At 67.0% G+C, this 22,632-nt stretch carries 22 protein-coding genes and 1 other RNA gene; 10 read left to right on the top strand and 13 right to left on the bottom strand.

Annotated elements, in window-relative coordinates; genetic code table 11:
• Positions 1–55 precede the first annotated feature (55 nt).
• Entirely contained in the window at positions 56–1,072 is a 1,017-nt protein-coding gene (locus tag WC704_RS11060) for a polyprenyl synthetase family protein (RefSeq protein ID WP_372889976.1), read from the top strand.
• Between the two features lie 33 nt (positions 1,073–1,105).
• On the opposite strand, the gene WC704_RS11055 is transcribed toward WC704_RS11060, so the two are convergent.
• Complete coding sequence (locus WC704_RS11055; RefSeq protein WP_372889975.1) at positions 1,106–2,080, bottom strand: cation diffusion facilitator family transporter; 975 nt, start codon at positions 2,078–2,080, stop codon at positions 1,106–1,108.
• A 275-nt stretch (positions 2,081–2,355) separates the two neighbouring features.
• Entirely contained in the window at positions 2,356–3,192 is an 837-nt protein-coding gene (locus WC704_RS11050) for a 23S rRNA (adenine(2030)-N(6))-methyltransferase RlmJ (RefSeq protein ID WP_372889974.1), read from the bottom strand.
• A 481-nt stretch (positions 3,193–3,673) separates the two neighbouring features.
• Between WC704_RS11050 and hrpB the strand changes: the two genes are divergently transcribed.
• Together hrpB and WC704_RS11040 are read left to right on the top strand one after the other, a co-directional pair.
• Positions 3,674–6,208 (top strand): ATP-dependent helicase HrpB, encoded by a 2,535-nt coding sequence (gene hrpB / locus WC704_RS11045; RefSeq protein ID WP_372889973.1) that lies wholly within the window; start codon positions 3,674–3,676, stop codon positions 6,206–6,208.
• 9 nt (positions 6,209–6,217) lie between these two features.
• Positions 6,218–6,499, top strand: a complete 282-nt coding sequence (locus WC704_RS11040) for an ETC complex I subunit (RefSeq protein ID WP_372889972.1) — start codon at positions 6,218–6,220, stop codon at positions 6,497–6,499.
• A gap of 16 nt (positions 6,500–6,515) precedes the next feature.
• Here the strand turns inward: WC704_RS11040 and WC704_RS11035 are convergent, their stop codons facing one another.
• The 4 genes from WC704_RS11035 to WC704_RS11020 are packed head-to-tail and all read right to left on the bottom strand — an operon-like array spanning position 6,516 to position 9,218.
• On the bottom strand, positions 6,516–7,028 hold the full coding sequence (locus tag WC704_RS11035) for an NUDIX hydrolase (protein WP_372889971.1): 513 nt from the start codon (positions 7,026–7,028) through the stop codon (positions 6,516–6,518).
• Positions 7,025–7,708: a TPM domain-containing protein gene (locus WC704_RS11030; RefSeq protein WP_372889970.1), complete on the bottom strand. Its 684-nt coding sequence runs from the start codon at positions 7,706–7,708 to the stop codon at positions 7,025–7,027. The genes WC704_RS11035 and WC704_RS11030 overlap by 4 nt, the downstream gene beginning before the upstream one ends.
• Entirely contained in the window at positions 7,708–8,607 is a 900-nt protein-coding gene (locus WC704_RS11025; protein ID WP_372889969.1) for a YgcG family protein, read from the bottom strand. The genes WC704_RS11030 and WC704_RS11025 overlap by 1 nt, the downstream gene beginning before the upstream one ends.
• A 26-nt stretch (positions 8,608–8,633) precedes the next feature.
• Positions 8,634–9,218 (bottom strand): LemA family protein, encoded by a 585-nt coding sequence (locus tag WC704_RS11020; protein ID WP_372889968.1) that lies wholly within the window; start codon positions 9,216–9,218, stop codon positions 8,634–8,636.
• An 82-nt stretch (positions 9,219–9,300) separates the two neighbouring features.
• Here WC704_RS11020 and mscL point away from each other — a divergent pair, with 82 nt between their 5' ends.
• Positions 9,301–9,729, top strand: a complete 429-nt coding sequence (mscL, locus tag WC704_RS11015) for a large conductance mechanosensitive channel protein MscL (RefSeq protein ID WP_372889967.1) — start codon at positions 9,301–9,303, stop codon at positions 9,727–9,729.
• 155 nt (positions 9,730–9,884) lie between these two features.
• Here mscL and WC704_RS11010 read toward each other — a convergent pair whose 3' ends face one another.
• Positions 9,885–10,316: an Rrf2 family transcriptional regulator gene (locus WC704_RS11010; RefSeq protein ID WP_372889966.1), complete on the bottom strand. Its 432-nt coding sequence runs from the start codon at positions 10,314–10,316 to the stop codon at positions 9,885–9,887.
• A gap of 58 nt (positions 10,317–10,374) precedes the next feature.
• On the opposite strand from WC704_RS11010, the gene ssrA reads away from it, so the two are divergent.
• The 3 genes from ssrA (at position 10,375) to WC704_RS10995 (ending at position 12,282) form a co-directional block, all read left to right on the top strand.
• Positions 10,375–10,717: a transfer-messenger RNA gene (gene ssrA, locus WC704_RS11005) on the top strand.
• A 68-nt stretch (positions 10,718–10,785) separates the two neighbouring features.
• Complete coding sequence (gene dinB, locus WC704_RS11000; RefSeq protein WP_372889965.1) at positions 10,786–11,874, top strand: DNA polymerase IV; 1,089 nt, start codon at positions 10,786–10,788, stop codon at positions 11,872–11,874.
• Positions 11,875–11,982: 108 nt separating this feature from the next.
• On the top strand, positions 11,983–12,282 hold the full coding sequence (locus WC704_RS10995) for a hypothetical protein (RefSeq protein ID WP_372889964.1): 300 nt from the start codon (positions 11,983–11,985) through the stop codon (positions 12,280–12,282).
• A gap of 7 nt (positions 12,283–12,289) precedes the next feature.
• Here WC704_RS10995 and WC704_RS10990 read toward each other — a convergent pair whose 3' ends face one another.
• The 4 genes from WC704_RS10990 to WC704_RS10975 all read right to left on the bottom strand — a co-directional run bounded on the left by WC704_RS10990 (position 12,290) and on the right by WC704_RS10975 (position 17,910).
• Complete coding sequence (locus WC704_RS10990) at positions 12,290–15,691, bottom strand: chromosome segregation SMC family protein (protein WP_372889963.1); 3,402 nt, start codon at positions 15,689–15,691, stop codon at positions 12,290–12,292.
• A gap of 168 nt (positions 15,692–15,859) precedes the next feature.
• Entirely contained in the window at positions 15,860–16,603 is a 744-nt protein-coding gene (locus tag WC704_RS10985; RefSeq protein WP_372889962.1) for a thioredoxin domain-containing protein, read from the bottom strand.
• Between the two features lie 27 nt (positions 16,604–16,630).
• Entirely contained in the window at positions 16,631–17,359 is a 729-nt protein-coding gene (locus WC704_RS10980) for a thioredoxin domain-containing protein (protein WP_372889961.1), read from the bottom strand.
• Positions 17,356–17,910, bottom strand: a complete 555-nt coding sequence (locus tag WC704_RS10975) for a DUF721 domain-containing protein (RefSeq protein ID WP_372889960.1) — start codon at positions 17,908–17,910, stop codon at positions 17,356–17,358. The genes WC704_RS10980 and WC704_RS10975 overlap by 4 nt, the downstream gene beginning before the upstream one ends.
• Before the next feature lie 50 nt (positions 17,911–17,960).
• On the opposite strand from WC704_RS10975, the gene WC704_RS10970 reads away from it, so the two are divergent.
• From WC704_RS10970 to nudC, 3 genes are read left to right on the top strand one after another with little or no spacing between them, the layout of a single operon-like run.
• Entirely contained in the window at positions 17,961–18,965 is a 1,005-nt protein-coding gene (locus WC704_RS10970) for an A/G-specific adenine glycosylase (RefSeq protein ID WP_372890217.1), read from the top strand.
• Positions 18,959–20,281 carry a serine hydrolase domain-containing protein gene (locus tag WC704_RS10965; protein ID WP_372889959.1) on the top strand — a complete coding sequence of 441 codons (1,323 nt, stop codon included), beginning with the start codon at positions 18,959–18,961 and terminating at the stop codon, positions 20,279–20,281. The genes WC704_RS10970 and WC704_RS10965 overlap by 7 nt, the downstream gene beginning before the upstream one ends.
• Before the next feature lie 11 nt (positions 20,282–20,292).
• Complete coding sequence (nudC, locus tag WC704_RS10960; RefSeq protein ID WP_372889958.1) at positions 20,293–21,159, top strand: NAD(+) diphosphatase; 867 nt, start codon at positions 20,293–20,295, stop codon at positions 21,157–21,159.
• Between the two features lie 36 nt (positions 21,160–21,195).
• Here nudC and WC704_RS10955 read toward each other — a convergent pair whose 3' ends face one another.
• Both WC704_RS10955 and WC704_RS10950 read right to left on the bottom strand, forming a co-directional pair.
• Positions 21,196–21,414, bottom strand: a complete 219-nt coding sequence (locus tag WC704_RS10955; protein ID WP_372889957.1) for a hypothetical protein — start codon at positions 21,412–21,414, stop codon at positions 21,196–21,198.
• A 197-nt stretch (positions 21,415–21,611) separates the two neighbouring features.
• Positions 21,612–22,502 carry a prephenate dehydratase gene (locus tag WC704_RS10950; RefSeq protein WP_372889956.1) on the bottom strand — a complete coding sequence of 297 codons (891 nt, stop codon included), beginning with the start codon at positions 22,500–22,502 and terminating at the stop codon, positions 21,612–21,614.
• Positions 22,503–22,632 lie beyond the last annotated feature (130 nt).

Genomic DNA, 22,632 nt, shown 5'->3' with positions numbered 1-22,632 from the left:
CGCAACCCGAGAAAGGCTTGCCTTTAGCGCGCCGTCCCGCCACATCGCAGCGCAGATGAGCGCCACCATTCACCGCATTGATTCCTCGCGTGCCCAGCCTTCGCTGGAGCCGATGGTGCAACTCGTCGCGGGTGACCTCAATCTGGTCAACGCGGTCATTTTGTCGCGGATGCAGTCGGAAATTCCGCTGATCCCGGAACTTGCAGGCCATCTCATCGCGGGCGGCGGCAAGCGTATGCGCCCGATGCTGACGCTCGCGAGTGCGCGGCTGCTCGGCTATCTTGGTTCGCGCCATCACCGGCTGGCCGCAGCGGTTGAATTCATCCACACCGCCACGCTGCTGCATGACGATGTGGTCGATGGGTCGGATCTGCGCCGCGGCAAGCGCACCGCCAACCTGATCTGGGGTAACCCCGCCAGCGTGCTGGTCGGCGATTTCCTGTTCAGTCGCTCGTTCGAGCTGATGGTGGAAGACGGCTCGCTCAAGGTGTTGTCGATCCTGGCGGGGGCAAGCGCGATCATTGCCGAGGGCGAGGTCAATCAACTCACCGCCGCGCGGCGAGTCGACATTCCCGAAGAACGCTATCTCGACATTATCGGCGCGAAGACGGCGGCCTTGTTCGCCGCCGCCTGCCGTGTCGCGGCGGTGGTCGCCGAACGCCCCGAGGCGGAGGAACTCGCGCTCGATGCCTATGGTCGCAACCTCGGCATCGCATTCCAATTGGTCGATGACGCGATCGACTACGTGTCCGACGCGGGCACGATGGGCAAGGACGCGGGCGACGATTTCCGCGAGGGCAAGGCGACGTTGCCCGTCATTCTTGCTTATGCGCGCGGCGGTGCCGAAGATCGGGCGTTCTGGAAAGCGGCGATCGAAGGGCATCGCAATCGCGACGAGGATTTCGTCCACGCGATCGAACTCGTGCGCTCGACTCGCGCGGTTGATGATACGCTGGCGCGCGCGCGCCATTACGGCCAGCGCGCGATCGACGCGCTCGGCATCTTCGCCAATGGCAAGGCCAAGGATGCGATGGTCGAAGCCGTCGAATTTGCGATCGCGCGCGCTTATTGAGCGATGGCGGACGGCCCTGCGCCGTTCCGGGCTCTAGCAGCCGCGCCGTTCGGCATCGCCTGCCGCTACTTCGGACAATTCGACCTGCAACGTCACGTGGCCGATGCCGAAGCGGCTTTTCAACATCGCGCGCGTCGTATCCAGAAAGGCGTCGCCCGGATGCCCCGCCGGTATCACCAGATGCGCGGTCAGTACGGTCTCGGTCGTGCTCATCGGCCAGATATGGACATGGTGGACGCGCGCCACGCCCGGCAGCGCGCGTAGCGCATCCCACACCTTGTCCGAATCGATGCTGCGCGGCACCGCCGCCAGCGCCATTTCGACCGATTCACGCAACAGCCCCCAGGTTTGCAGGAAGATCAGCACCGCGATGACGATGCTGACGACCGGATCGATCCAGGTCAGCCCGGTCCACCAAATCACCAGCCCCGACACGACCACGCCCGCCGACACCATCGCATCGCTCACCATGTGGAGATAGGCACCGCGAATGTTGATGTCGCCCTCGCGCCCGCGCAGGAACAGCAAGGCCGTCACGCCATTGACCAGAATCCCGGCACCCGCGACCCAGGCCACTGTCGGCCCATCCACCGGCGCGGGCACCGCCAGCCGCTGCACCGCCTCAAGCAGGATCGCGCCGAGCGCGACCAGCAGCAGCAAGGCGTTGAGCAACGCCGCCAGAATCGTCGAGCCCTTCAGCCCATACGTGAAGCGCTTCGACGCCGCGCGCCGCCCCAGCGCAATTGCCGCCCACGCCGCGCACAAGCCGAGCACATCGGATAGATTATGCCCGGCATCCGCCAGCAGCGCGACCGAACCCGCGATCAGGCCGAACACCGCTTCGCCGACGACGAAAGCGAGGTTCAACCCAATGCCGATCGCAAAGGCACGATCATGCCCCGCCATCGGCGCATGGCTATGCCCGTGCCCGTGCCCGTGGGAATGCCCATGACCGTGCGAGTGCCCGTGATGATCGCCGTGCCCGTGGGAATGACCATGCCCCGCCATGTCGGTCTCCAATGTCCTGGCGCGGGCCTAGCATTTCAAATCCGTGAGATACTAGCGCGCGGGGCCACAAACCGCGAAGGGGCGGGATTGGGTGAGTAGCCGCCTGACCGCTTTATCGGACTTAACTGCCATTCCCGGTGCCTTCGGCAATCGACTGCTTTTCGCAGAAAGCAGACCTGCCAGCCTTCCGATACCGCACGAATCTCGCGAGATGCTGTGCTTGCAACCTGCAGCGCGGCAATGCCTCCTTTTTAAGAGAAGGGAGCGATGAGGATTTATTTTAATCCACCCAACCAATCGGTTGTGATCTCACCGCTATGCCCCTCGGGCGCCAGCGCGGCACGGAGAGCTTCCAGCACAGGCGGCAGTCCTTCCGTGAAGGCGTAAGGCGGGTTGACGATATAAAGGCCCGCACCATTATAGATGCCGGGCTGATCGTCATCGTACAACCAATGCTCAACGCACAGAAATTTCGGGATGCCGAGCGTGCGTAGCTGCTCCTTCCACCGCCAATGCGTGGCGCGGTCTTTCAGCGGATACCAGATCACCGTCACGCCATGCGCCCATTTGCGGTGCGCGGCGGCAAGGGTGGCTGTGATACGGGCGCGTTCGTCCGGCTGTTCATACGGCGGGTCGACCACCACCACGCCGCGCGCTGTGCGGGGCGGCAGCATCGCCAGCCAAAACTCGTAGGCGTCGCGCTCATGCACGGCAGCGGATGTGCCGCGCATCACGCCGCGCAAAGTATAGGCGTCCTCAGGATGTTTTTCGTTCAGGATCAGGAAATCCTGCGGGCGCACAAGCTGCGCCAAAATCCGCGGCGAGCCGGGGTAGAGCTGCGGCTCGGCCCCGACATTCACCGCCCGTACCGCGGCACGGTAGTCGCTCAGCAAGGGATTCGCGTCGGCAAAGGCGCGCAGCACGCCCTGCGTGGACTCGCCGGTACGCCCGGCCTCCTCACCGTCAAGGTCGTACAGCCCGCAGCCGGCATGGGTGTCGATCAGGGTCAGCGCGCCCGGTTTGTGCTGCAGGGCCCGCACGAGGGCGATCAACAGGCTGTGCTTCACAACATCGGCGCTATTGCCGGCATGGAAGGAATGGCGATAATTCATTGTAATTCAAAATCCTGACGATCTGCCTTTATACGTGCTGCTGCGCGCGAAAGCCGAGCGCGAGGCGATTGAGGCAACCAATCCGGTGCTCGTATAAAGTCGGGCGAAAACTTCAACGCCCTTCCGTGCGAGGCCTCAACACCGCGTTAGCGACCGCCACCAGAAACGGAGAAGCAATGCTCCCGGCGCACGGGAGCGTTCGATCATCGAGGAGCCGGACGCGACTGACATTACCGCGAAACGCCGGTTCGCCCGATATCGGCGGACGTTCCTATAACACCGAAATATCAGAACTGCGGCGTTTTAACCTCCGCATCTGCTCGTGTCGGTATCGGACTTGCACCCGCCCAATGTCCGACGCCTTGCATTGGTCGGCAGGCGGCCACAATCGTTTCTGAGCTCACCCTATAGCACGCGCGATATCACCCGTGCGTCACGATGCGGTGGTTCCAAAACCGGCGCATGGCGGTAGGAACGAGGCGTGACGCCCGCTTTGCCCATCCACGCCGTCCTGCCCGACCTGCTCCGCCACTTGCGCGCTGCACCCAACGCCGTGCTGGTTGCGCCGCCGGGGGCGGGCAAGACCACCGCAGTTGCGCCCGCCTTGCTGGAAGAGCAATGGTGCAGCGGCGAGATCCTGCTGCTCTCCCCGCGCCGCCTCGCCGCGCGCGCTGCAGCCGAGCGCATGGCCGCCACCGCCGGAGAAAATGTCGGTCAAACCTTCGGCTATGCCACGCGGATGGATACAAAGCGCTCGGCGGCGACGCGCGTAACGGTGGTGACCGAGGGCATCTTCGTCGCGCGTATTCAAGCCGACCCTGAACTCGCCGGGGTCTCCGCCGTGCTGTTCGACGAAGTGCATGAACGCAGCCTCGACAGCGATTTCGGCCTCGCACTCGCGCTCGATGCGCAAAGCGCGCTGCGGCCCGATCTCAGGCTGGTGGCGATGTCGGCAACGCTCGACGGCGCGCGCTTTTCCGCCCTGATGGAGGGTGCGCCCATCATCGAAAGCGCCGGGCGGATGCACCCGCTGCGCTTGCGCCACCTTGGCCGCGCCGCCGAAGCGCGGATCGAGGATTCGGTCGCCGCCGCAGTCCGGCTGGCGCTGCGCGAGGAAACGGGCGGCATCCTCGCCTTCCTGCCCGGTGTTGCCGAGATAGACCGCACCGCCGAGCGGCTGGAGGGGCTTGGGCCCGATATCGTGCTGCACCGGCTCCACGGCAGCCTCGATCCCGCCGCACAGCGCGCCGCGATCGCGCCCGATCCGCACGGGCGGCGCAAGGTCGTGCTGGCGACCTCGATCGCCGAGACGAGCCTGACGCTCGACGGCATCTCTGTCGTGGTCGATTCGGGCCTCGCCCGCCGCCCGCGTTATGATCGCGCGGCGGGGATGACGCGGCTGGTGACCGAACGCGCGAGCCAAGCCGCCGTCACGCAGCGTGCCGGGCGCGCCGCGCGGCAGCAGCCCGGCACCGCCTATCGCCTGTGGGAAGAAGCCGCGACCGCTGGCCTGCCGCGCTTCGATCCGCCCGAAATTCTGGAGGCCGATCTGTCGGCGCTGACGCTCGACTGCGCCTTATGGGGCGTCGCCGATCCGCGTGCTTTGCGCTGGCTCGATCCGCCGCCCGAAGCCGCCGTGCAGGAAGCGCGCACGCGCTTGCGCACGCTGGAGGCGCTCGATGCCGATGGCCGCCCGACGCCGCACGGCCACGCCATTGCCCGCCTGCCGCTGGCCCCGCGCCTTGGCCACATGCTGGTGCGCGCGGGCGAACTCGGGCTGGCAGATGTCGCAGCTGAGATTGCCGTGCTGCTCGACGAACGTGGGCTTGGCGGCAACGATGTCGACCTCGAATCCCGCCGCCGTCGCTGGCGCGGCGAACGCGGCGCGCGTGCGGACGCCGGGCGCAAACTGGCGAAACGGTGGACGAATCTCGCTCCCCTCGCGCTTGCGGGAGGGGCTGGGGGAGGGAATAAAGCCCCCGCCGCTCGCCCCACAGCCCCTCCCCCGCCCCCTCCCGCAAGCGGGAGGGGTGGAGAGGCCACCGCCATCGCGCTCGCTTTCCCCGATCGCATCGCGCGTCGCCGCGATGGCTCGGGCGAAACCTGGGCGTCGGTCGGCGGGCGTGGTTTCAAGCTCGATCCAGCCAGTGCCCTTGCCCGCGAGGAATGGCTGGCGGTGGCCGAAACGCAAGGGATGGCATCCGGCGCACGCATCCTCTCCGCCGCCGCGATCGATTTGCCGACGATCGAGGCGCTGTTCGGCGAGTCGATCGCCACGCACCGCACCGTCAGCTTCGATCCCACGACGGGGGGCGTGCAAACCACGCGCGACCGCCGCCTCGGCGCGTTGCGGCTGTCGAGCGGCCCCGATGCGCAGGCCGATCCTGACGCGATCACCGCCGCCTTGCTGGCGGGTGTCCACGCCCACGGCCTCGCGCTATTGCCGTGGAGCGACACGGCGCTCGCGCTGCGTCACCGCGCCGCCTTTGCGCAGGAGCATGGTGGCGCGGAACTCATGCTCGATGACGCCGCCCTGCTCGCGCGCGCCGATGAATGGCTGACGCCCTTGTTCGTCGGCAAGCGGCGGCTTGATGCGATCGACTCGGGCGCGCTGACCGATGCACTCCGCGCGCTGATCGGCTGGGACGCGCTCAAGACGATCGACCGCCTCGCCCCCACCCATTTCACCAGCCCCGCCGGAAGCAGCCACCCGATCGATTATGATGCCGAAGGCGGGCCGCGCGTAGACTTGCGCCCGCAGGCGCTGTTCGGCCTCGCCGCGCATCCGATGATCGCGGGCGGGCAGGTTCCCTTGGTGCTGAGCCTCACCTCGCCCGCCGGCCGCCCGATCCAGACGACGCGCGATTTGCCGGGGTTTTGGGCGGGCAGTTGGGCCGCCGTCGCCAAGGAAATGCGCGGGCGCTATCCCCGCCACCCCTGGCCCGATGACCCCGCATCGGCCAATGCAACGCTGCGCACGAAAAACGCAGATGCGCGCGCGAAAGAAGCACGGTAAGGAGGCGCCATGTCGATCGCCCGAATCTATCAGCGCCCGAAGAATTCCATGTCGTCGGGCCGTGCGCGCACCACCTTGTGGGTGCTGGACTTCGCTCCCGCCGAGGCCAAGCAGCCCGACCCGCTGACGGGTTGGGCCGGTTCGGGCGACACGCGCGACCAGTTGCGCCTCACCTTCCCGACGCAGGACGCGGCGGTCGCTTATGCCGAGCGCGAAGGGCTGGCCTTCACCGTTATCCCTGCGCCCGCGCGCACGCTGAAGCTGCAAAGCTACGCCGACAACTTCCGCTAAGCGCTGGGCGCGGCGGTTACCCCGCCAGCATCCCCGCGCCGAGCAAGAGCAGCAGCTTCACGTCGATCGCCACGCCCTCGGCGCGCTTGGCGGCGACCAGCGGGGCAATTTCCGCGACCGGCACGCGCAGCACGGTGATATTCTCCCCTTCATGCCCGCCGCCCGCGCCAACGCGCTCCAGCCCGGTCGCGCGCACCAGCGTAAAGCCTTCCGACACCATGCCGGGCGAGGAATGGAAAAAGCCAAGCGGCTCGATCACGCGCGGGCGATACCCGGTTTCCTCTTCCAGCTCGCGCGCGGCGGAGGTTTCGACGCTCTCGCCTGCCTCCTCGTCGCCAACCAGCCCGGCGGGAAGCTCCAGACAGCGTTTGCCCAGCGGCACGCGATATTGCTCGACCAGCAGGACGTGCCCGTCCTCGACCGCCAGAATCACCGCCGCCTGAATGCCACGCGCGCGCGACACATATTCCCACGTGCCGTCCTTCAAAACCTTGATGTACTTGCCTTCCCAAACGACGTCAGCACTCATAGTTCGATCAGCCTGTCCGGGAGTTCGTTGCGGTCGTCCGCTGTTTTGGGGAAGGTTTCCGAGAGGATCGCGCCGATCCGCTCGACCGCCGCCGCCATGCCCGCCCCCGGCCTTCCGCCGCGCGTTTCGGCGACCAACGCCGCCATCGCATCACCCCAGCGCTCGGCCGGGACGGCACGGTGGATCGCCGCGTCGGCGGCAATCTCAGCCATGCGTTCATCGCGCGACAGATAGAGCAGGATGCCGACGCGCGCGGTGGTGCGGCGTTCGGCACCGACCTTGAAATATTGGATCGCCCGACGGCGCACCCGCCGCGCGCGCGTCGCCTTGGGCACCAGTGCCAGCCGCAGCGGCATATAGGCCAGCGCGAACCGCACGATCAGGAACACCAGCGCTTGCGCCGCCAGAATCACGCCCAACAGCAAACGTGGATCGGGCGCATCGTCCCACCCGGCGGTAAAGCCGCTCAACCAGGTCTCGATCGCCAGCGGATCGATCGCCGCCAGCGCGAGCACGATCAGCATCGCCGCGATCGCATAATGCAGTGCCGCATCGTGGTAACTGTCCGAACGCTCGGTCACGATCGTGACGATTTCGCCGTCAGTCCCCGCTTCGGCGCGCGCCACGGCGGCCAGCACCTGCGCATGATCCTCTGGCGTCAGCCGTGCCGTTCCCGCCATCACCAATCCCCCGAAGCGCCACCGCCGCCGAAATCACCGCCGCCGCCGCCAGTGAAACCACCGCCGCCCCAGCTTCCGTCTGAACCGCCACCGCTAGAGCCGCCGCCGCCACCGCCAAAACCGCCAAAGCTGCCGCCGGAACCACCACCCCAGCCGCCGCCCCAACCGCTTCCCCAGCCACTGCCGAGACCTGACCCCCACAGCACTGCGGGAGCGACACCGCTGCGATATTGCTGCCCGCGCCGCCCGCGCCGCAAACTCGACAGCACGATAAAGCCGATCACGAACAGGATCATGATGACGCCGAACGGAATCCCGCCGCCACTGCCGGCACGGCTGCGCCGATGCACCTTGTCGAACTTCGCCGCCGCCGCATCGACATTCGCCTGGGCTTCTTCGGGCGAGGCGCGCAGTTGCGCGATCACCGCGTCGGTGCCCGCTTCCATTGCGCCTGCAATGTCGCCCGATTGCGTGAGCTTGGGCATCATCGTTTCACGGATCATCGTACCCGCAAAGGCATCGGTCAGGATCGGTTCGAGGCTATAGCCAACCTCAAGCCGTGGTCCGCGATGTCCCTTGGGCGCGTTGGGGGCAATGAACAGGATCGCGCCATTATTGGCGCCTTTCAGGCCCACGCCCCACGCCCGCCCAAGCGCGACGCCATATTCCTCGATCTCGCGTCCCTGCAGATCGGGGATCGTCGCGACCACCAATTGCCGCTTGGTGTCCTTCTGCAGCGCTTCCAATTTGGCCGTCAGATTGGCCTTGGTCGCGGGCGGCAACACGTTGGCGGCATCCACCACCAGCCCGGTAAATTTGGGATAGGTCTGCGCTGCCGCCGGGCTAACCCCCAGCAGCAGCGCGACCAGCATCGCGAGCATTGCCTGAATCAGGCGCATCGGCTTGGGGCCTCCGGCCCGGTAACTTAGTTCGAGTTGCCGAAATTGACCTTCGGTGCCACGTCCGCCCCCGGCGTTGTCGCCTTGAACGGCACCAGCGGCTTGGCCCCGTAAAACACCTTCGCGCCGATTGCGTCGGGGAAGGTGCGGATCGTCGTGTTATACGCCTGCACCGCTTCGTTATAATCGTGGCGCGCGGTCGAGATGCGGTTTTCGGTGCCCTCGAGCTGGTCCAGCAGCGTGGCGTAATTGCCCTGGCTCTTCAGCTCGGGATAGGCCTCCTGCAGCCGCTGCAGCGACAATGTGAGACCGGCTTGCGCCTTTTCATACGCCGCAACCTTGGCCGGATCGTTCAAGTCCGCGCCCGACACCTTCACCTGCGAAGCCGAGGCGCGTGCTTGCGTCACTTCGACCAGGATCGATTTTTCCTGGGCGCCCGCCGCCTTCACCGTTGCCACCAGATTGGGGATCAGGTCGGCGCGGCGTTGATAGTAATTTTCGACATCGGCCCATTTCGCCTTGGCGTTCTCTTCCGCCGTCGGCACGCTGTTCAGGCCGCAACCGGCCAGCGCGAACGCGCCGACGAATGCGATCAGAGTGCGATACTTCATGGTCTTGTTTCCTCCAGGCCTTGCGCCGCCATGATAGCGGGGTAGCATGGCCGCGAGAAACGAAATCGGATCAGGAGGCTCCATGTTCAAGGAGTTCAAGGCATTCATCGCGCGCGGCAACGTGCTGGACCTGGCCGTCGCGGTCATCATCGGTGGGGCGTTCGGCAAGATCGTCACCTCGTTGACCGATGACGTCATCATGCCGGTGATCGGCAAGATATTCGGCGGGCTCGATTTTTCGAGCTATTTCGTGGTGTTGGGCAAGGTGCCGCCCGCACTCGCCGGATCGTCGGACTATACCGCGCTGAAAAAGGCTGGCGTGCCGCTGTTCGGCTATGGCGCGTTCGTAACGGCGGCGGTCAACTTCCTGATCGTCGCCTTCATCATCTTCCTGCTGGTGCGCGCGGTGAACCGGCTGATGCCCAAGCCCCCCGAAGCACCCGCAGAGCCGGTTGAACCCGCCGACATCACGCTGTTGCGCGAAATTCGCGATGAATTGAAACGGCGCTGAGGGGGGCTCGCGCTTACCGTATATTCCGTTCACCCTGAGCCTGTCGAAGCCCTTCCACGCGAGCCGCTCGCGTGGAACGCCCTTCGACAGGCTCAGGGTGAACGGGTTTGGGGATTGGCCGCCGAAGCTCCAAGGCGTTATTCGCGTAAGCGCGGTCAGGCGGCGACCAAATGCTCCGCAACCGAATCCGCCAGGCTGGTGCCGTCGAGAATCCGGGCGGTTTCGTCGCGCACGCGCATCATTGCATGGCGGATCGCGCAACTCGCCTCGTCCTTGCAATCCTTGCATGAGCGATAGGCGGTACGACTGACACACGGCACCAACGCCAGCGGCCCTTCGATCACGCGGATGATCTCGCCCAGGGAAATGAGGTGCGGCGGGCGCGACAGGCAATAGCCGCCCAATTTGCCGCGATGGCTGTGCAGGAAGCCCGCTTCGCGCAAATCAGCCAGGATCAGCTCAAGAAATTTGCGCGGCACGTTCGCTTCGGTGGCGATCCGGTTCATCGGGATGGGCGGCCCACCGGGGGGTGCTTCGGCCAGGAACATCATCGCGCGGAGCGCGTAGCGAGAACGTTGCGTCAACATGATACTATACCCCATGCACCCGATTTGTGGCGAGTGAAAGGCACATGGCGTAAAACCGGGCCTTTTCATTGCGCCGGGCCCTGCCTATATCGCGGGTGCCGGGTTCGCCCGGCTATGGTGATAAAGTGCAGCGTAGACTAGATGCAGCGGACCCGGGGGCAGTACCCGGCGACTCCACCAAAACCCCTCTTGCCGGAGGGGCTCTGACGGGGTCGAACCAGGATCGACGTGTGTTGAAAGGCGCTGTTTTTGCCCGGGCTGAGTAACCTGCAAAAGGCTCAAAACCACAAGTGCTAACGATAACGAAGCACTCGCGATTGCGGCGTAACTAAAGGCCTAACGGCCTAGGTTACCCCAAAAGAACGCGGTTCGGGCTGCACCGGGCAACAGAAGCAGACACCGGCGGTCCGGGGAGTACCGAGCAACAGAAACTCCCCACCTTCTCCTGCTGCGGCTATCAGAGTGTTGCATGGCCGATTCCGCCGACACCCCGCCCCAGCGCAAGATCATCCATATCGACATGGACGCCTTTTTCGCGTCGGTCGAACAGCGCGATGACCCGACACTGCGGGGCCGCCCGGTCGCGGTCGGCGGATCACGCGCGCGCGGCGTGGTCGCCGCCGCCAGTTATGAGGCGCGCGCCTTCGGGGTGCGCTCGGCCATGCCCTCGGTCACAGCCCTTCGCCGCTGCCCCGATCTGGTATTCGTGCCGCCCCGTTTCGAAGCGTATCGCGCGGTCTCCGCGCAGATTCGCGCGATTTTCGAGGATTATACCGATCTGGTCGAACCGCTCTCGCTCGACGAAGCCTATCTCGACGTGACCGAAGACCGCCACCATCTCGGCTCGGCGCGCGCCATCGCCGAACAAATCCGCGCGCGGATCAAGGCCGAGACCGGGCTCACCGCCTCAGCCGGGGTCAGCTACAACAAGTTCATCGCCAAGCTCGCATCCGACCAGAACAAGCCCGATGGCCTGTGCGTCATCTCGCCTCGCCACGGCGCGGCGTTCGTGGCGAGCCTGCCGGTCAAGCGCTTCCACGGCGTCGGGCCAGTGACGGCGGCGCGAATGGCGGCGCTCGGCATCGAAAGCGGGGCCGACCTGCGCGAGCGGCCGCTTGCCTTCCTCCAGGCGCATTTCGGCAGCCATGCCGACTATCTCTATGGTGCAGCGCGCGGGCTCGACCATCGCCCGGTGCGCAGCCATCGCCCAACCAAATCGGTCGGGGCCGAGCGCACCTTCGAAACCGACCTGTCCGCGCCAGCCGACCTGCACGCCGCGCTCGACCGGGTCGGCGAAGCGGCCTGGGTACGCATCGACCGCCACCAGGCGCGCGGTCGCACCGTGACGCTGAAGCTGCGCTTCTCCGATTTCCGCACGATCACGCGCGCACGCTCGCTCGCGCATGGCGTGTTCGATCGCGAAACGTTTTTCGCAAGCGGCCTGACGCTGCTTGATGCGCAACTTCCGGTGCCGCTGGGGGTCCGCCTGATTGGCCTGACGCTTTCGGGTATTGTCGATGCGCCGACAGATGACGAGCAACCCAGTCTACCGCTATAAACCGCACCGGGCGCTCGCTTCGCCGCAATCCAATGCAACCCTTGCGCACACGGAACGTTACGCCCGCACAAGAATCACACCCGTACAAGAATCATAGGGGACCCAATCATGCGCTCTTTCTTCCTCAGCCTCGCCGCCGCCTCGCTCGTCGTGCCGGTGACGATAGCCCTGCCGATCGACAAAGCCGAAGCGAAGAAGCACCGTTATTACGGCAAATCGAGCCGCCATTACACGCGCTGTCGCCATTCGTCGGGCACGACCGGGCTGGTCGCCGGTGGCGTGGGCGGCGCATTGGTCGGCAATGCGCTTGGCGGCGGGGTGCTCGGTACGGTGGCAGGCGGGGTTGGCGGTGCGCTCGGCGGGCGCGCGATCGATCGTTCGATCACCGCCAAGAAGCGCTGCCGCTAAACGGGCATCATTCGGCGGCGAGGAGCGATTCCGCGCCGCCGAGATCCACCGACACGAGGCGGCTGACGCCTTGTTCGACCATCGTCACGCCAAACAGCCGGTGCATCCGGCTCATCGTCACGGCATTGTGCGTCACGATCAGATAGCGCGTCTGCGTTTCGCGCGTCATCGCATCCAGCAACCCGCAAAAGCGTTCGATATTGGCATCGTCCAGCGGCGCATCGACTTCGTCGAGCACGCAAATCGGCGCGGGATTGGTCAGGAACAGTCCGAAAATCAGTGCGACGGCGGTCAGCGCCTGTTCGCCGCCCGATAGCAGCGTCAGCGATTGCAGCTTCTTGCCCGGCGGTTGCGCCATGATCTCGAGCCCGGCCTCCAGCGGATCATCCGAATCGACCAGTTCGAGATGCGCCTGCCCGCCATTAAACAGCGTCGTGAACAAGCGCCGGAAATGGCCGTCAACCGCCTCGAACGCCGCCATCAGCCGCTGCCGTCCCTCGCGGTTGAGCGTGCCGATCGACCCGCGCAGGCGGTTGACCGCCAATCCCAATTCTTCACGTTCGGCGGCATTGCCCTTGGATGCGGCTTCGAGCTCGGCCAGCTCGGTTTCCGCGACCAGATTGACCGGGCCGATCCGTTCGCGATCGACCATCAATTTCTCGTGAGCCCCCGATTCCTCGCCCGGCGCGCGCACCGTCTGACCATCGAAACCGACGCGTTCGGGCAGCAACACCGACGGGCATTGGAAGCGTTCGCCCGACAGGCGGTTCATCTCGACGCGGCGCAATTCCTGATTTTCCGCGCGCGCCGCCGCCCCGGCGCGGGCTTCGCGCGCTTGTGCGAGCGCTTCGGCGGCGGCGCTGGCTTGCGCTTCGGTTGCGCGGAGCGCCGCTTCGGCAGCCCGTTCGGCGGTGGCAGCGGCATCGGCTTCGGCGCGCGCCGCCGCATGGGCCTCCTCCAGCGCCACGATATCTGCCGCGAGCGCCTCGGGCCGCCCGACCAGCGCCTGCGCTTCGGCGGCAAGGTCGCCGTCGCGCTTGTCCATCTCGGCGATCCGCCGCGCCGCTTCGCCTGCCCGCGCGCGCCAGCTTTTCGCCTCAGCGCTCATCCCGGCCACGCGCTCGCGCGCGCTGCCGACATCCCGGTCGAGCCCGGCGCGATCCGCACGCGCGGTGGCGATGGCGGTACGGCGCGCTTCCGCCTCGCCCGACAGCGCGCGCACCCGTTCACGCGTCGCGCTGCCATCGGGCAGCGCCGCCTGCACCGCCGCCGCACGCGTCACTTCGGCCTCGGCTTCTTCATGGTCGGCGACGATGCGCTGCCGCCGCGCCGCCAGATCGGCCCGCTGCGCCTCGATCCGCTCGATCGCCGCCGCCGCGCGATCTTCGGCGCGCGCCGCATCGCGCGCGCGCGTTTCGGCGCTTTCCAGCAAGCGCCGCGCCGCTACTGCTACCGATCGCGCCACGGTAATCGCCGCGTCGATCCGCGCGAGTTCGCCATCCGCCGCCTCGACCGCGCGCACCGCCGCCGGGCGCGCCGCCTCGATCGCGCGCAGCCGGTTCATGCGTTCGAGCCGCTCCGCCGCCGCCGCGCCGCCCGATTTGGCGACATAGCCATCCCAGCGCCGCAACACCCCCGCCAGCGTCACCAGCCGCTGCCCGACCGCAAGCGGCCCGCCGTCGTCACGTTCCGCCACGAACACCTGCGCCAGCCGCCGCGCCAGCGCCGCCGGAGCCGCGACGTGCTGCCCCAGCGGCACCGTCCCCTCCGGCGCACCCGGATCGCCCGGCGCAATGTCGGCCCCCGCCCAGAACCGCTCGCCCGCCGGATCGAGCCCAGCCTCCAGATCATCGCCCAGCGCCGCCGCCAGCGCGCGTTCATAGCCCGCCTCGGGCTGCAACCGGTCGAGCAGCCGTTCGCGCCCCTCGCGCCGCGTCGCCTTGGTCAGCGCGGTCGCTTCGCTGTCGAGCGCCGCCAGATCGGCATGCGCGCCCGCGCGCGCGGCTTGCGCCCGGTCACGCTGATCGCGCGCGCCGCGTTCGTCGGCATCGGCGCGGGTCAAAGAAGCGCGCGCATCCTCACCATGCTGCACCGCCTGCGCGCGCGCCGCCGCCGCCTCGGCACGCTCGGCGATCAGCGGCGCGGTATCGCCCAACGCCGCGCTCTCCGCCGTCACCCGCGCCAGGTCACGCGCGCTGCGCTCGGCCCGCACCCGCGCGGCGGCCAATGCCGCTTCGGCCACGCGCGCATCGGCCAGCTCGGTCGCTTGTGCCGCCAGCGCTTGCGCCAGCGCCACTTCGGCGTCGCGCCCGGCGCGTTCGGCCTCGCTCAGCCGCGTCTCCAGCTTGGGGATGCGCGCGGTCGCCTCGGCCAGTCGTGCCTCCAGCGCCTTGCTCTCTTCGACCAACCGCGCGATCGCCTCGGCGGCATCGCTGGCGAGCGATCCCTCGCGCGCACGGTCCTCGGCCAGCCGGAGGCGCGCCGCCGCCAGCTCCTGCGTCCGCCGCACCGCCGCCGCCTGCTCGCCGCGCAAGCCGCCGAGCTTGTGCCCTGCCTCGCTCGCCGCCTCGCGCAGCGCCTGTGCTTGCCCCCGCGCGCGCGCCAGCGCCTCGGTCGCGGCCAGCGCATAGGCCGCCGCCGCGCGCTGCGCCTCGCCTGCCTCGGCGACACGCGCCTCGCACCTCGCCGCCTCGGCCTTGGCGGCATCGGCGGCATTTTGTGCGTCGCGCCAGCGTGCAAAGATCATCCGCGCTTCCGCCACGCGGATCTGCTCGGACAAAGCGCGATAGCGCTCCGCCTGCCGCGCCTGCCGCCGTAGCGCATTGGCGCGGCCGTCCTGATCGGCGATCAACTCATCGAGCCGCGCGAGATTGGCCTCGGTCGCGCGCAATTTCTGCTCGGCATCCTTGCGGCGGACGTGCAGCCCGGCAATCCCGGCGGCTTCCTCCAGCATCGCGCGGCGCTCGGCGGGCTTGGCCGCGATGATCGCGCCGATCCGCCCCTGGCTGACCAAAGCGGGCGAATGCGCCCCCGTCGCCGAATCCGCGAACAGCAGCGCCACGTCCTTGGCGCGCACATCCCGCCCGTCGATCCGATAGGCCGAGCCCGCGCCGCGTTCGATCCGGCGGACGACTTCGCTTTCCTCACCGGCACTTTCGATCAGCATCGAAACTTCGGCAAAATCGCGCGCGGGCCGCGTGTTGGTGCCCGCGAAGATGACGTCGTCCATCCCCGCCCCGCGCAGCGAGCGCGCCGAGGTCTCCCCCATCGTCCAGCGCAGCGCCTCCAGCAGATTGGATTTGCCGCAGCCATTGGGGCCGACAATCCCGGTCAGCCCCGGCTCGATCCGCAGGTCAGCCGCGTCGACGAAGCTTTTGAAGCCCGACAGGCGGAGACGCTTGATCTGCATTCAAAGCCCCCCCTGCGGCTGGAGTGGATGACGGTTCTACAAAAACCTCACTTCCGTTCGCCCGGAGCCTGTCGAAGGGCCCCTCGCCCCACCCACCCGCGCGTGCGGTGGGCGGGGCTTCGACAGGCTCAGCCCGAACGGACCTGCCTTTAACCGGGACGCGCGACCTTACGCCCCCGCGCGCTTCAACGCCGCCTCGACATCGGGCCACGATACGCCCTCAACCTTGGTGCCGTTGAGGATGAAGGTCGGCGTGCCCGTAACGCTCGCGCCGTCACCCTTGCTCATCAAGCCGATCAGCTCGTCGAGCGCCTTGGCATCGGCGATGCAGGCGCGCGCCTTGGCTTCAGGAATGCCGCGCTGCTTCACGAAATCGACGTAGCCGAGATAATCGCCCCACGCCGCCGCAGCCTGGCTCGGCGTCTTGCCTTGCAATTGCGCCTGCACCGCGTTGGTCGCGGCTTGATCGGCAAGCTTTGCCTCGAATTGCGGCTGGCTTACATACATGGCTTCGAGCAGCGGGAAGAATGCCGACGGATCGACGCAGCGCCCAAGCAGGCTCGGCGCGAAATCGGGCTGGCCGTGCACCAGATAATCGCGGAATTCATAGGACACCTTGCCGGTGGCGACATATTGCTCGGTCAACGGCTTCTGCCCGGTCTGGCCGAACGCACCGCAAGTCGGGCACGTGCGCGAGCCATATTCGATCAGCTTGATCGGTGCATCGGGATTGCCCATGCGGTAACCTCCCTCGGGCGTCTTGGAAACGATCTCGGTCCAGTTCTGCCCGGCGGGTGCCGCCTTGGCCGCAACCGGTGCCGCAGCGACACTGTTGCCGCCCGCAGAACCGCCCCCGCCGCAGGATGCAAGCGAAACAGCGGCGAGCAGGGCAAACGCGATACGAGGGGTCATCAAAAAGCTCCTTGGGGAAATGCGAGGTTATTTGGCGACGGCGGCGCGCACGAGTGGCTCCAGCGCCGACCAACTGAAGGCGTTGGCCTGCGCGGCACCGTTGATGAGGAAGGTCGGCGTGCTGTTGACCGCATAGCTCTTATTGGCGACCTCAGCCTGCTGCGCGACGCGGTCAATCGCCTTGGTGTCGGCCAGACACGCATTGGCTTTGGCCAGCGGAAGGCCCTTTTTCACCACGAGATCGGTATAGCCGTAAAATTTGGCGAGATACGCGGCGATCACGGCGGGCTTGGCCCCCTGCAATTGCTGCTGCTTGTCGGCGGGCACTTGCTCCGGTCGCCCGACCAGCGCCTGCTGGTTGGCCATCATCGCATCGAGCACCGGAAAAAAGGCGCGCACCGGCACGCAATGGCCAAGCAAGATCGGCCCGACATCGAGCGCGCCGTGAATGGGGAAATCGCGGAATTCGTAGCTCAATTGCCCCGTCGCGATGTAACCGGTCCGCAGCGCGGGCACACCTTCCGCATCGAACAACGCGCAGTGCGGGCACGTGCGGGATCCATATTCGACCAGCTTAACCTTGGCGTTGGGATTGCCGATCCGTACCCCACCCTCGGGCGTCGCGACGATCGTATCGACCCACGCGACCTTCGCGTGCGCGCGGGGCGTCGCCGCTTTCTTGACAGGGGCCGCCTGCGCCAACGGGGCTGCGCCCACGGCCAACGCCATTGCCGCCAGCATCCACCGCATGTTCATCCTTCACTCCCACCCACAACCGGCGCGCCGCGCGTCGCCGCGACACCTGCGGCCAGTGCTTCCAGCACCGCCTTCAATTCCGGATCGGCAATTGTGCGCAAGCTCGCGCCCAGTTCAACCGGTACTGGCCGCAGCGACGGCGGTGCTGCGCGCGGCGCGGGGGCGGGCACATCGCCCTGGCGGATCTGCACGCGCACGATCGCCTCATAGCCAAAGAAGCGATTGACCCGCTCGACGATTTCGGGCGCAATATGCTGCATCATCGTCGCATGGGCGCCGCGCACGACCAGGCTCAGCGTGCCGCCAGTGCGCTGCCCATGCGGAAATTTGATCGATTCGGGGGCTGACACCCCGGCATAGCGCGGGCCGACAATCTCGCCCCAGCGGCTCACCACCGCGCTCTGCACGAAGCCAAAGCGGCGAAACGCCGCGCGCCCGGCATCGGGCAGCAATTCTGCCACCGAGCGCGCACGCCCACCGCGCGGCTTTTCCGGCTCGGTGCGTTTGGTAACGGGGGTGGCAGGGACGCGTTTGCTCATCGGCCTGTCCATGCCATAGCGATGCCGTGTCCGCCAAGCGTCCTTCCACCATCGCCGCCCAATTGCTCGCCTGGTATGATGCCCATGCCCGCGATTTGCCGTGGCGCGCCGCGCCCGGCAGCAATGCGCCCGATCCATACCGCGTGTGGCTATCCGAAATCATGCTGCAACAGACCACAGTGGCGGCGGTGCGCCCGCGATTCGCCGCGTTCGTCGCGCGCTGGCCTTCGGTGGAGGCGCTTGCCGCCGCGCCCGAGGCCGATCTGATGGCGGCGTGGGCGGGGCTTGGTTATTATGCCCGCGCCCGCAACTTGCACGCCTGCGCCCGCGCCGTGGCGGCGCGCGGTGGCTTTCCCGACACCGAAGCGGGACTGCGCGCGCTCCCCGGCGTGGGGGCCTATACCGCCGCCGCAATCGCCGCGATCGCCTTTGGCGCGCGCGCGGTCGTGGTCGATGCCAATGTCGCGCGCGTCGTCGCCCGGCTGTTTGCGATCGAACGCCCTTTGCCCGGCGCGATGCCCGATTTGCGCGAAGCGACCGATCGCATCACCCCCGACACCCGCGCGGGCGATTTCGCGCAGGCGATGATGGATCTGGGCTCGGCAGTCTGCACCCCGCGCGCACCGCGCTGCCTCGCCTGTCCCCTGGCCAAAGAGTGCGTCGCCCATCGTACGGGGACTCCCGAGGGTTATCCGGTCAAGCTCGCCAAAGCCGCCAAGCCACAACGCCACGGCACGATCTTCTGGGCGGAACAGCATGGCCGCGTGCTGCTGGTCCGCCGCCCGCCACGCGGGCTGCTGGGCGGGATGCGCGCACTGCCCACCGGACCGTGGGCGGACACGCCACCTGCGCTCGCCGATCCACCGTTCAGCGCTGCCTGGCGGGTGTTGCCCGATACGGTATCGCACACCTTCACGCACTTCCGCCTGGAACTGGCGCTTGCGGTTGCGCGCGTGGATGGGCATGGGCCAATCGGTGAATGGTGGAGCGTGACCGAGATAGACTCGGCGGGCCTGCCCACGGTCTTCGCCAAGGCGGCAACGGCAATCAGGAGGGCACGATGGTAGCGACGCGGTTCAAGATGGCAGCGGGCGCCTTGCTCGTCGTGGTGACCGGAACCGCCGTCGCGCGGCACGTCGTGCAAGCCCCCGTCGCAACGCGCACGACCCCAAGCCTGCCCAAGACGCAGGCGGTGTTTTCAGGCTATGTCACCGCCAACAAGCTGCCCGGCGTGGTCGGCGTCATCGGTCGCGGCGAGGCCCCCAGCGCGGTTGTCGCGGCGGGCCGTATCGGGGATGAACCCGGTGCCGCACTGGCCGACAAGGACAGCCTGTGGCGCGTCTATTCGATGACCAAGCCGATCACCGCGATGGCCGCGATGATGCTGATCGAAGAGGGCAAGATTCGGCTCGACCAGCCGGTCAGCGACTTCATCCCCGCCTTCAAGACCATGCGCGTGCAGGTCAGCCCGGATTCGCTCGAAACGCGCGCCGCCACGCGCCCGATTACGATCCGCAACCTGCTGACGCACACCGCCGGGCTTGGCTATACCATCATCACCAAGGGGCCGTTGCTCAAGGCCTATGAAGATGCCGGCATCACCCCCTTCACCTCCGACGCCAAGACCGAGGCGCAGATGCGGCTCAAGCGCCCGGCGACACTGGAAGCCTTCGCCAACAAGGTCGCGACACTTCCGCTGATCGCCGAGCCGGGCAGCAAATGGAGCTATTCGATCGGGCTCGACGTGATGGGCCGCGTGATCGAGGTTGCGTCGCATCAGCCGTTCGACCGCTTCCTGCAGACGCGCATCTTCACGCCGCTGAAAATGCGCTCGACCTGGTTCACCGTGCCGGGCTCGGAGGCGCGCCGTCTCGCCACCGGCTATTTCCTTACCCCCAATGGCCGCGTGCCGATCGATCCGGGCGCGACTTCGGTCTATCTCAAGGCACCAAGCTTCCCTTATGGCGGTGCCGGGCTCGTCACCTCGGCTTATGATTACGACCGCTTCCTGCACATGCTCCAAAATGGCGGAACGCTGGACGGGGTGCGCATCCTGAAAACCGCGACGGTCAAGCTCGCCATGTCGAACCTGTTGCCAAGTGGCGTCGTCTATCCGGGCGCGGTCGCGGCGACCGGCGGCACCACCGACCCGCAAGGTTTTGGCGCGGGCGGCTCGGTCACGCTGCACGACACCCCCGGCGGGCCAGCCAAGGGCACCTATGGCTGGGGCGGTGCCGCGGGCACGATTGCCTGGGTCGATCCGGTCAACAAGGTCCGCGCGACGATCATGGTCAATTATTTGCCGGGCGACCGCTGGCCGTTGCGCGCCGATTCGACCAAGGCGGTCTATGCCGATTTCGCCCCGGTGCTGCCACGCAAGTGAAGGCGGCGGCGATGCTGACACCCGGCTTTACCGGCGGCTTGCTCGACCGCGCCGATGCACTGCGCCACGACGAAGCCGCGCTGGCCGCTGCCAAAAGCGACTGGCGCGCGCGTTTGCTCAAGCTCGAAAATTTCGAGCCTGAGCTCGATGATATGGGAATGCTCGGCTGGGCAACGCTGGCCGATGCGCCCGATCATGCCGAGCTGGTGCTGCTGGGCCTGGACAATGGCCGTCCGCATTTCGCCGCCTACACGCCGGGGATGCGTGCACCCAAAGGTCGGTCGGCGCGGCTGTTTGGTCTGCTCGACCAGTTTGCGCCGGGTGAGGCCGCCACTTATGCCGCCGCGCGCAGCGTGCTCGACTGGCACAGCCGTCATCAATTCTGCGCCAATTGCGGGCATCAGACCGCGATGTTCCGCGCCGGTTGGGGGCGGAACTGCCCCAATTGCCATGCCGAACATTTCCCGCGCGTCGATCCGGTTGTCATCATGATCGCCGAGCATGACGGGCGCGCCTTGCTCGGTCGCCAACCCGCCTTCCCGCCCGGTCGCTATTCGGCGCTGGCGGGGTTCCTCGAACCCGGTGAATCGATCGAGGAAGCGGTGGTGCGCGAAATCGCCGAGGAAGCGGGCGTGCGCGTGCGCGACGTGCGGTATATCGCCAGCCAGCCCTGGCCATTCCCCTCCTCGCTGATGGTCGCGTGCGTCGGCATGGCCGATGACGATGCAATTACGCTCGACACGCACGAGCTGGAAGATGCGATCTGGGTTCCACGCGACGTGGTGCGCGCGGTGCTGGCGGGCGAGTCGGGGCCATTCCTGCCACCTCCGCCCTATGCCATCGCGCACACGCTGTTAACGGCGTGGGCGGCCGGATAACCGCCCAACCCGCCGCACGCCATGTGCGGAAGAGAATTACAGCCTCAGCCAGCCATTGCGCTCCGCACAGAGTATCGGGGTCACAGCAGCAATTGCCGCCAAAACCCCAAAAACGATCGGCCACCAAGCACCCATTTGCGGGAAAGCGACCGACATCTGGCCCATTACGGGCGCAACCGCGACGCCAAACATGATAGGGCCAATGTAACCCAGCAGCATGGCCGCCGCGAGCAGGACATAAGCGAAAACTCTCATTTTTGTTCTCCTTACGTTCAATGTGACATACATCGTCGCGAGTCGCCATCCCCCCTTGGTGCTCGGCGCGACTTGGGCCAGGTGTCGTTGCTGATCGGGGGTGAAGACCTGCGCGCCAAGCGCTTGATTCGGGTCATGCGCCAGCTTGTACGGTCGTCCCTTGGGGACGACGCAAGCACATTGTCCGCGCCCCCGCTTTACCCCCGCGCGCGCGCCTGACGATAGGTGCCGAGCACGCGCACCCATTTTGAATGGAAGGCCAGTTCGGCCAGCGCCCGGCCAAGGCCGGGGTCGCTCGGGCGGCCATCGACATCGGCATAAAATTCGGTCGCGGCGAAACTGCCGCCGCGCTGATAGCTTTCCAGCTTGGTCATGTTGACGCCGTTGGTGGCGAAGCCGCCCATCGCCTTGTAAAGCGCGGCGGGCACGTTGTTTACCTCAAAGATCAACGTCGTCATCCACGGCCCCTCGCCGACCGGCTCCTGCCCTTCGCGCGCCAGCACCACGAAGCGCGTGGTGTTATGTTCGGCGTCCGCAATGTCGCTGGCCAGGGTGTCCAACCCGTACAGCGCCGCCGCGCCCGGCGGGGCAAGCGCGGCCAATGTCGGATCGTCGCGCTCCGCGACCAGCGCCGCCGCCCCTGCGGTATCGGGATACGCCACCGGTGCGATGCCTTGGTCGCGCAGCCACAACCGGCATTGCCCCAGCGCCTGCGGATGGCTCATCGCCTCGCGCACACCCGACAAGGGTCCGCTGCCCATCAAGGCATAGCGAATGCCGAGAAAGTGTTCGCCGGTGATGACCAGCCCCGATTCGGGCAGCAGAAAGTGCATGTCGGCAACCCGGCCATGCAGCGAATTTTCGATCGGGATGATCGCGCAATCGGCGCGGAAATCGCGCACTGCGTCGATCGCATCGGCAAAATCGAAGCACGGTAGCGGCAGCCCCTGTGGAAACGCCTCACGAGCGGCGATGTGCGAATTGGCGCCGGGCGCGCCCTGAAAGGCAACGGCGCGGGCGGGATCGGCAGCGGCGGCGGCGGTCATCTCGGCAACGAGCGCGCGCGCGGGTTCGGGAAAGCTTTCCATGCGGGCCGGGCGGTACTGCGCCCGCAGCCCCGCTGCAAGCCATCGGCAGTGCCATCCACCAACGGCGCTTGCGATGCACGCCGCGCGAATCTATGGGTTGAGGTACTTCGTGGCTCTAACAGGGGCCGCC

It is taken from the genome of Sphingomonas sp. (assembly GCF_041661885.1).
In the GTDB taxonomy this organism is placed as follows: Bacteria; Pseudomonadota; Alphaproteobacteria; order Sphingomonadales; family Sphingomonadaceae; genus Sphingomonas.
This window is presented reverse-complemented; position numbering and strand designations above follow the sequence as displayed.

Excerpts from the sequence above, each read along its gene's own strand:
- WC704_RS11060 (WP_372889976.1), top strand. The coding sequence starts at position 56 with ATGAGCGCCACCATTCACCGCATTGATTCCTCGCGTGCCCAGCCTTCG.
- WC704_RS11055 (WP_372889975.1), bottom strand. The coding sequence starts at position 2,080 with ATGGCGGGGCATGGTCATTCCCACGGGCACGGCGATCATCACGGGCAC.
- WC704_RS11050 (WP_372889974.1), bottom strand. The coding sequence starts at position 3,192 with ATGAATTATCGCCATTCCTTCCATGCCGGCAATAGCGCCGATGTTGTG.
- WC704_RS11040 (WP_372889972.1), top strand. The coding sequence starts at position 6,218 with ATGTCGATCGCCCGAATCTATCAGCGCCCGAAGAATTCCATGTCGTCG.
- WC704_RS11035 (WP_372889971.1), bottom strand. The coding sequence starts at position 7,028 with ATGAGTGCTGACGTCGTTTGGGAAGGCAAGTACATCAAGGTTTTGAAG.
- WC704_RS11030 (WP_372889970.1), bottom strand. The coding sequence starts at position 7,708 with ATGGCGGGAACGGCACGGCTGACGCCAGAGGATCATGCGCAGGTGCTG.
- WC704_RS11025 (WP_372889969.1), bottom strand. The coding sequence starts at position 8,607 with ATGCGCCTGATTCAGGCAATGCTCGCGATGCTGGTCGCGCTGCTGCTG.
- WC704_RS11020 (WP_372889968.1), bottom strand. The coding sequence starts at position 9,218 with ATGAAGTATCGCACTCTGATCGCATTCGTCGGCGCGTTCGCGCTGGCC.
- mscL (WP_372889967.1), top strand. The coding sequence starts at position 9,301 with ATGTTCAAGGAGTTCAAGGCATTCATCGCGCGCGGCAACGTGCTGGAC.
- WC704_RS11010 (WP_372889966.1), bottom strand. The coding sequence starts at position 10,316 with ATGTTGACGCAACGTTCTCGCTACGCGCTCCGCGCGATGATGTTCCTG.
- dinB (WP_372889965.1), top strand. The coding sequence starts at position 10,786 with ATGGCCGATTCCGCCGACACCCCGCCCCAGCGCAAGATCATCCATATC.
- WC704_RS10995 (WP_372889964.1), top strand. The coding sequence starts at position 11,983 with ATGCGCTCTTTCTTCCTCAGCCTCGCCGCCGCCTCGCTCGTCGTGCCG.
- WC704_RS10990 (WP_372889963.1), bottom strand. The coding sequence starts at position 15,691 with ATGCAGATCAAGCGTCTCCGCCTGTCGGGCTTCAAAAGCTTCGTCGAC.
- WC704_RS10985 (WP_372889962.1), bottom strand. The coding sequence starts at position 16,603 with ATGACCCCTCGTATCGCGTTTGCCCTGCTCGCCGCTGTTTCGCTTGCA.
- WC704_RS10980 (WP_372889961.1), bottom strand. The coding sequence starts at position 17,359 with ATGAACATGCGGTGGATGCTGGCGGCAATGGCGTTGGCCGTGGGCGCA.
- WC704_RS10975 (WP_372889960.1), bottom strand. The coding sequence starts at position 17,910 with ATGGACAGGCCGATGAGCAAACGCGTCCCTGCCACCCCCGTTACCAAA.
- WC704_RS10965 (WP_372889959.1), top strand. The coding sequence starts at position 18,959 with ATGGTAGCGACGCGGTTCAAGATGGCAGCGGGCGCCTTGCTCGTCGTG.
- nudC (WP_372889958.1), top strand. The coding sequence starts at position 20,293 with ATGCTGACACCCGGCTTTACCGGCGGCTTGCTCGACCGCGCCGATGCA.
- WC704_RS10955 (WP_372889957.1), bottom strand. The coding sequence starts at position 21,414 with ATGAGAGTTTTCGCTTATGTCCTGCTCGCGGCGGCCATGCTGCTGGGT.
- WC704_RS10950 (WP_372889956.1), bottom strand. The coding sequence starts at position 22,502 with ATGGAAAGCTTTCCCGAACCCGCGCGCGCGCTCGTTGCCGAGATGACC.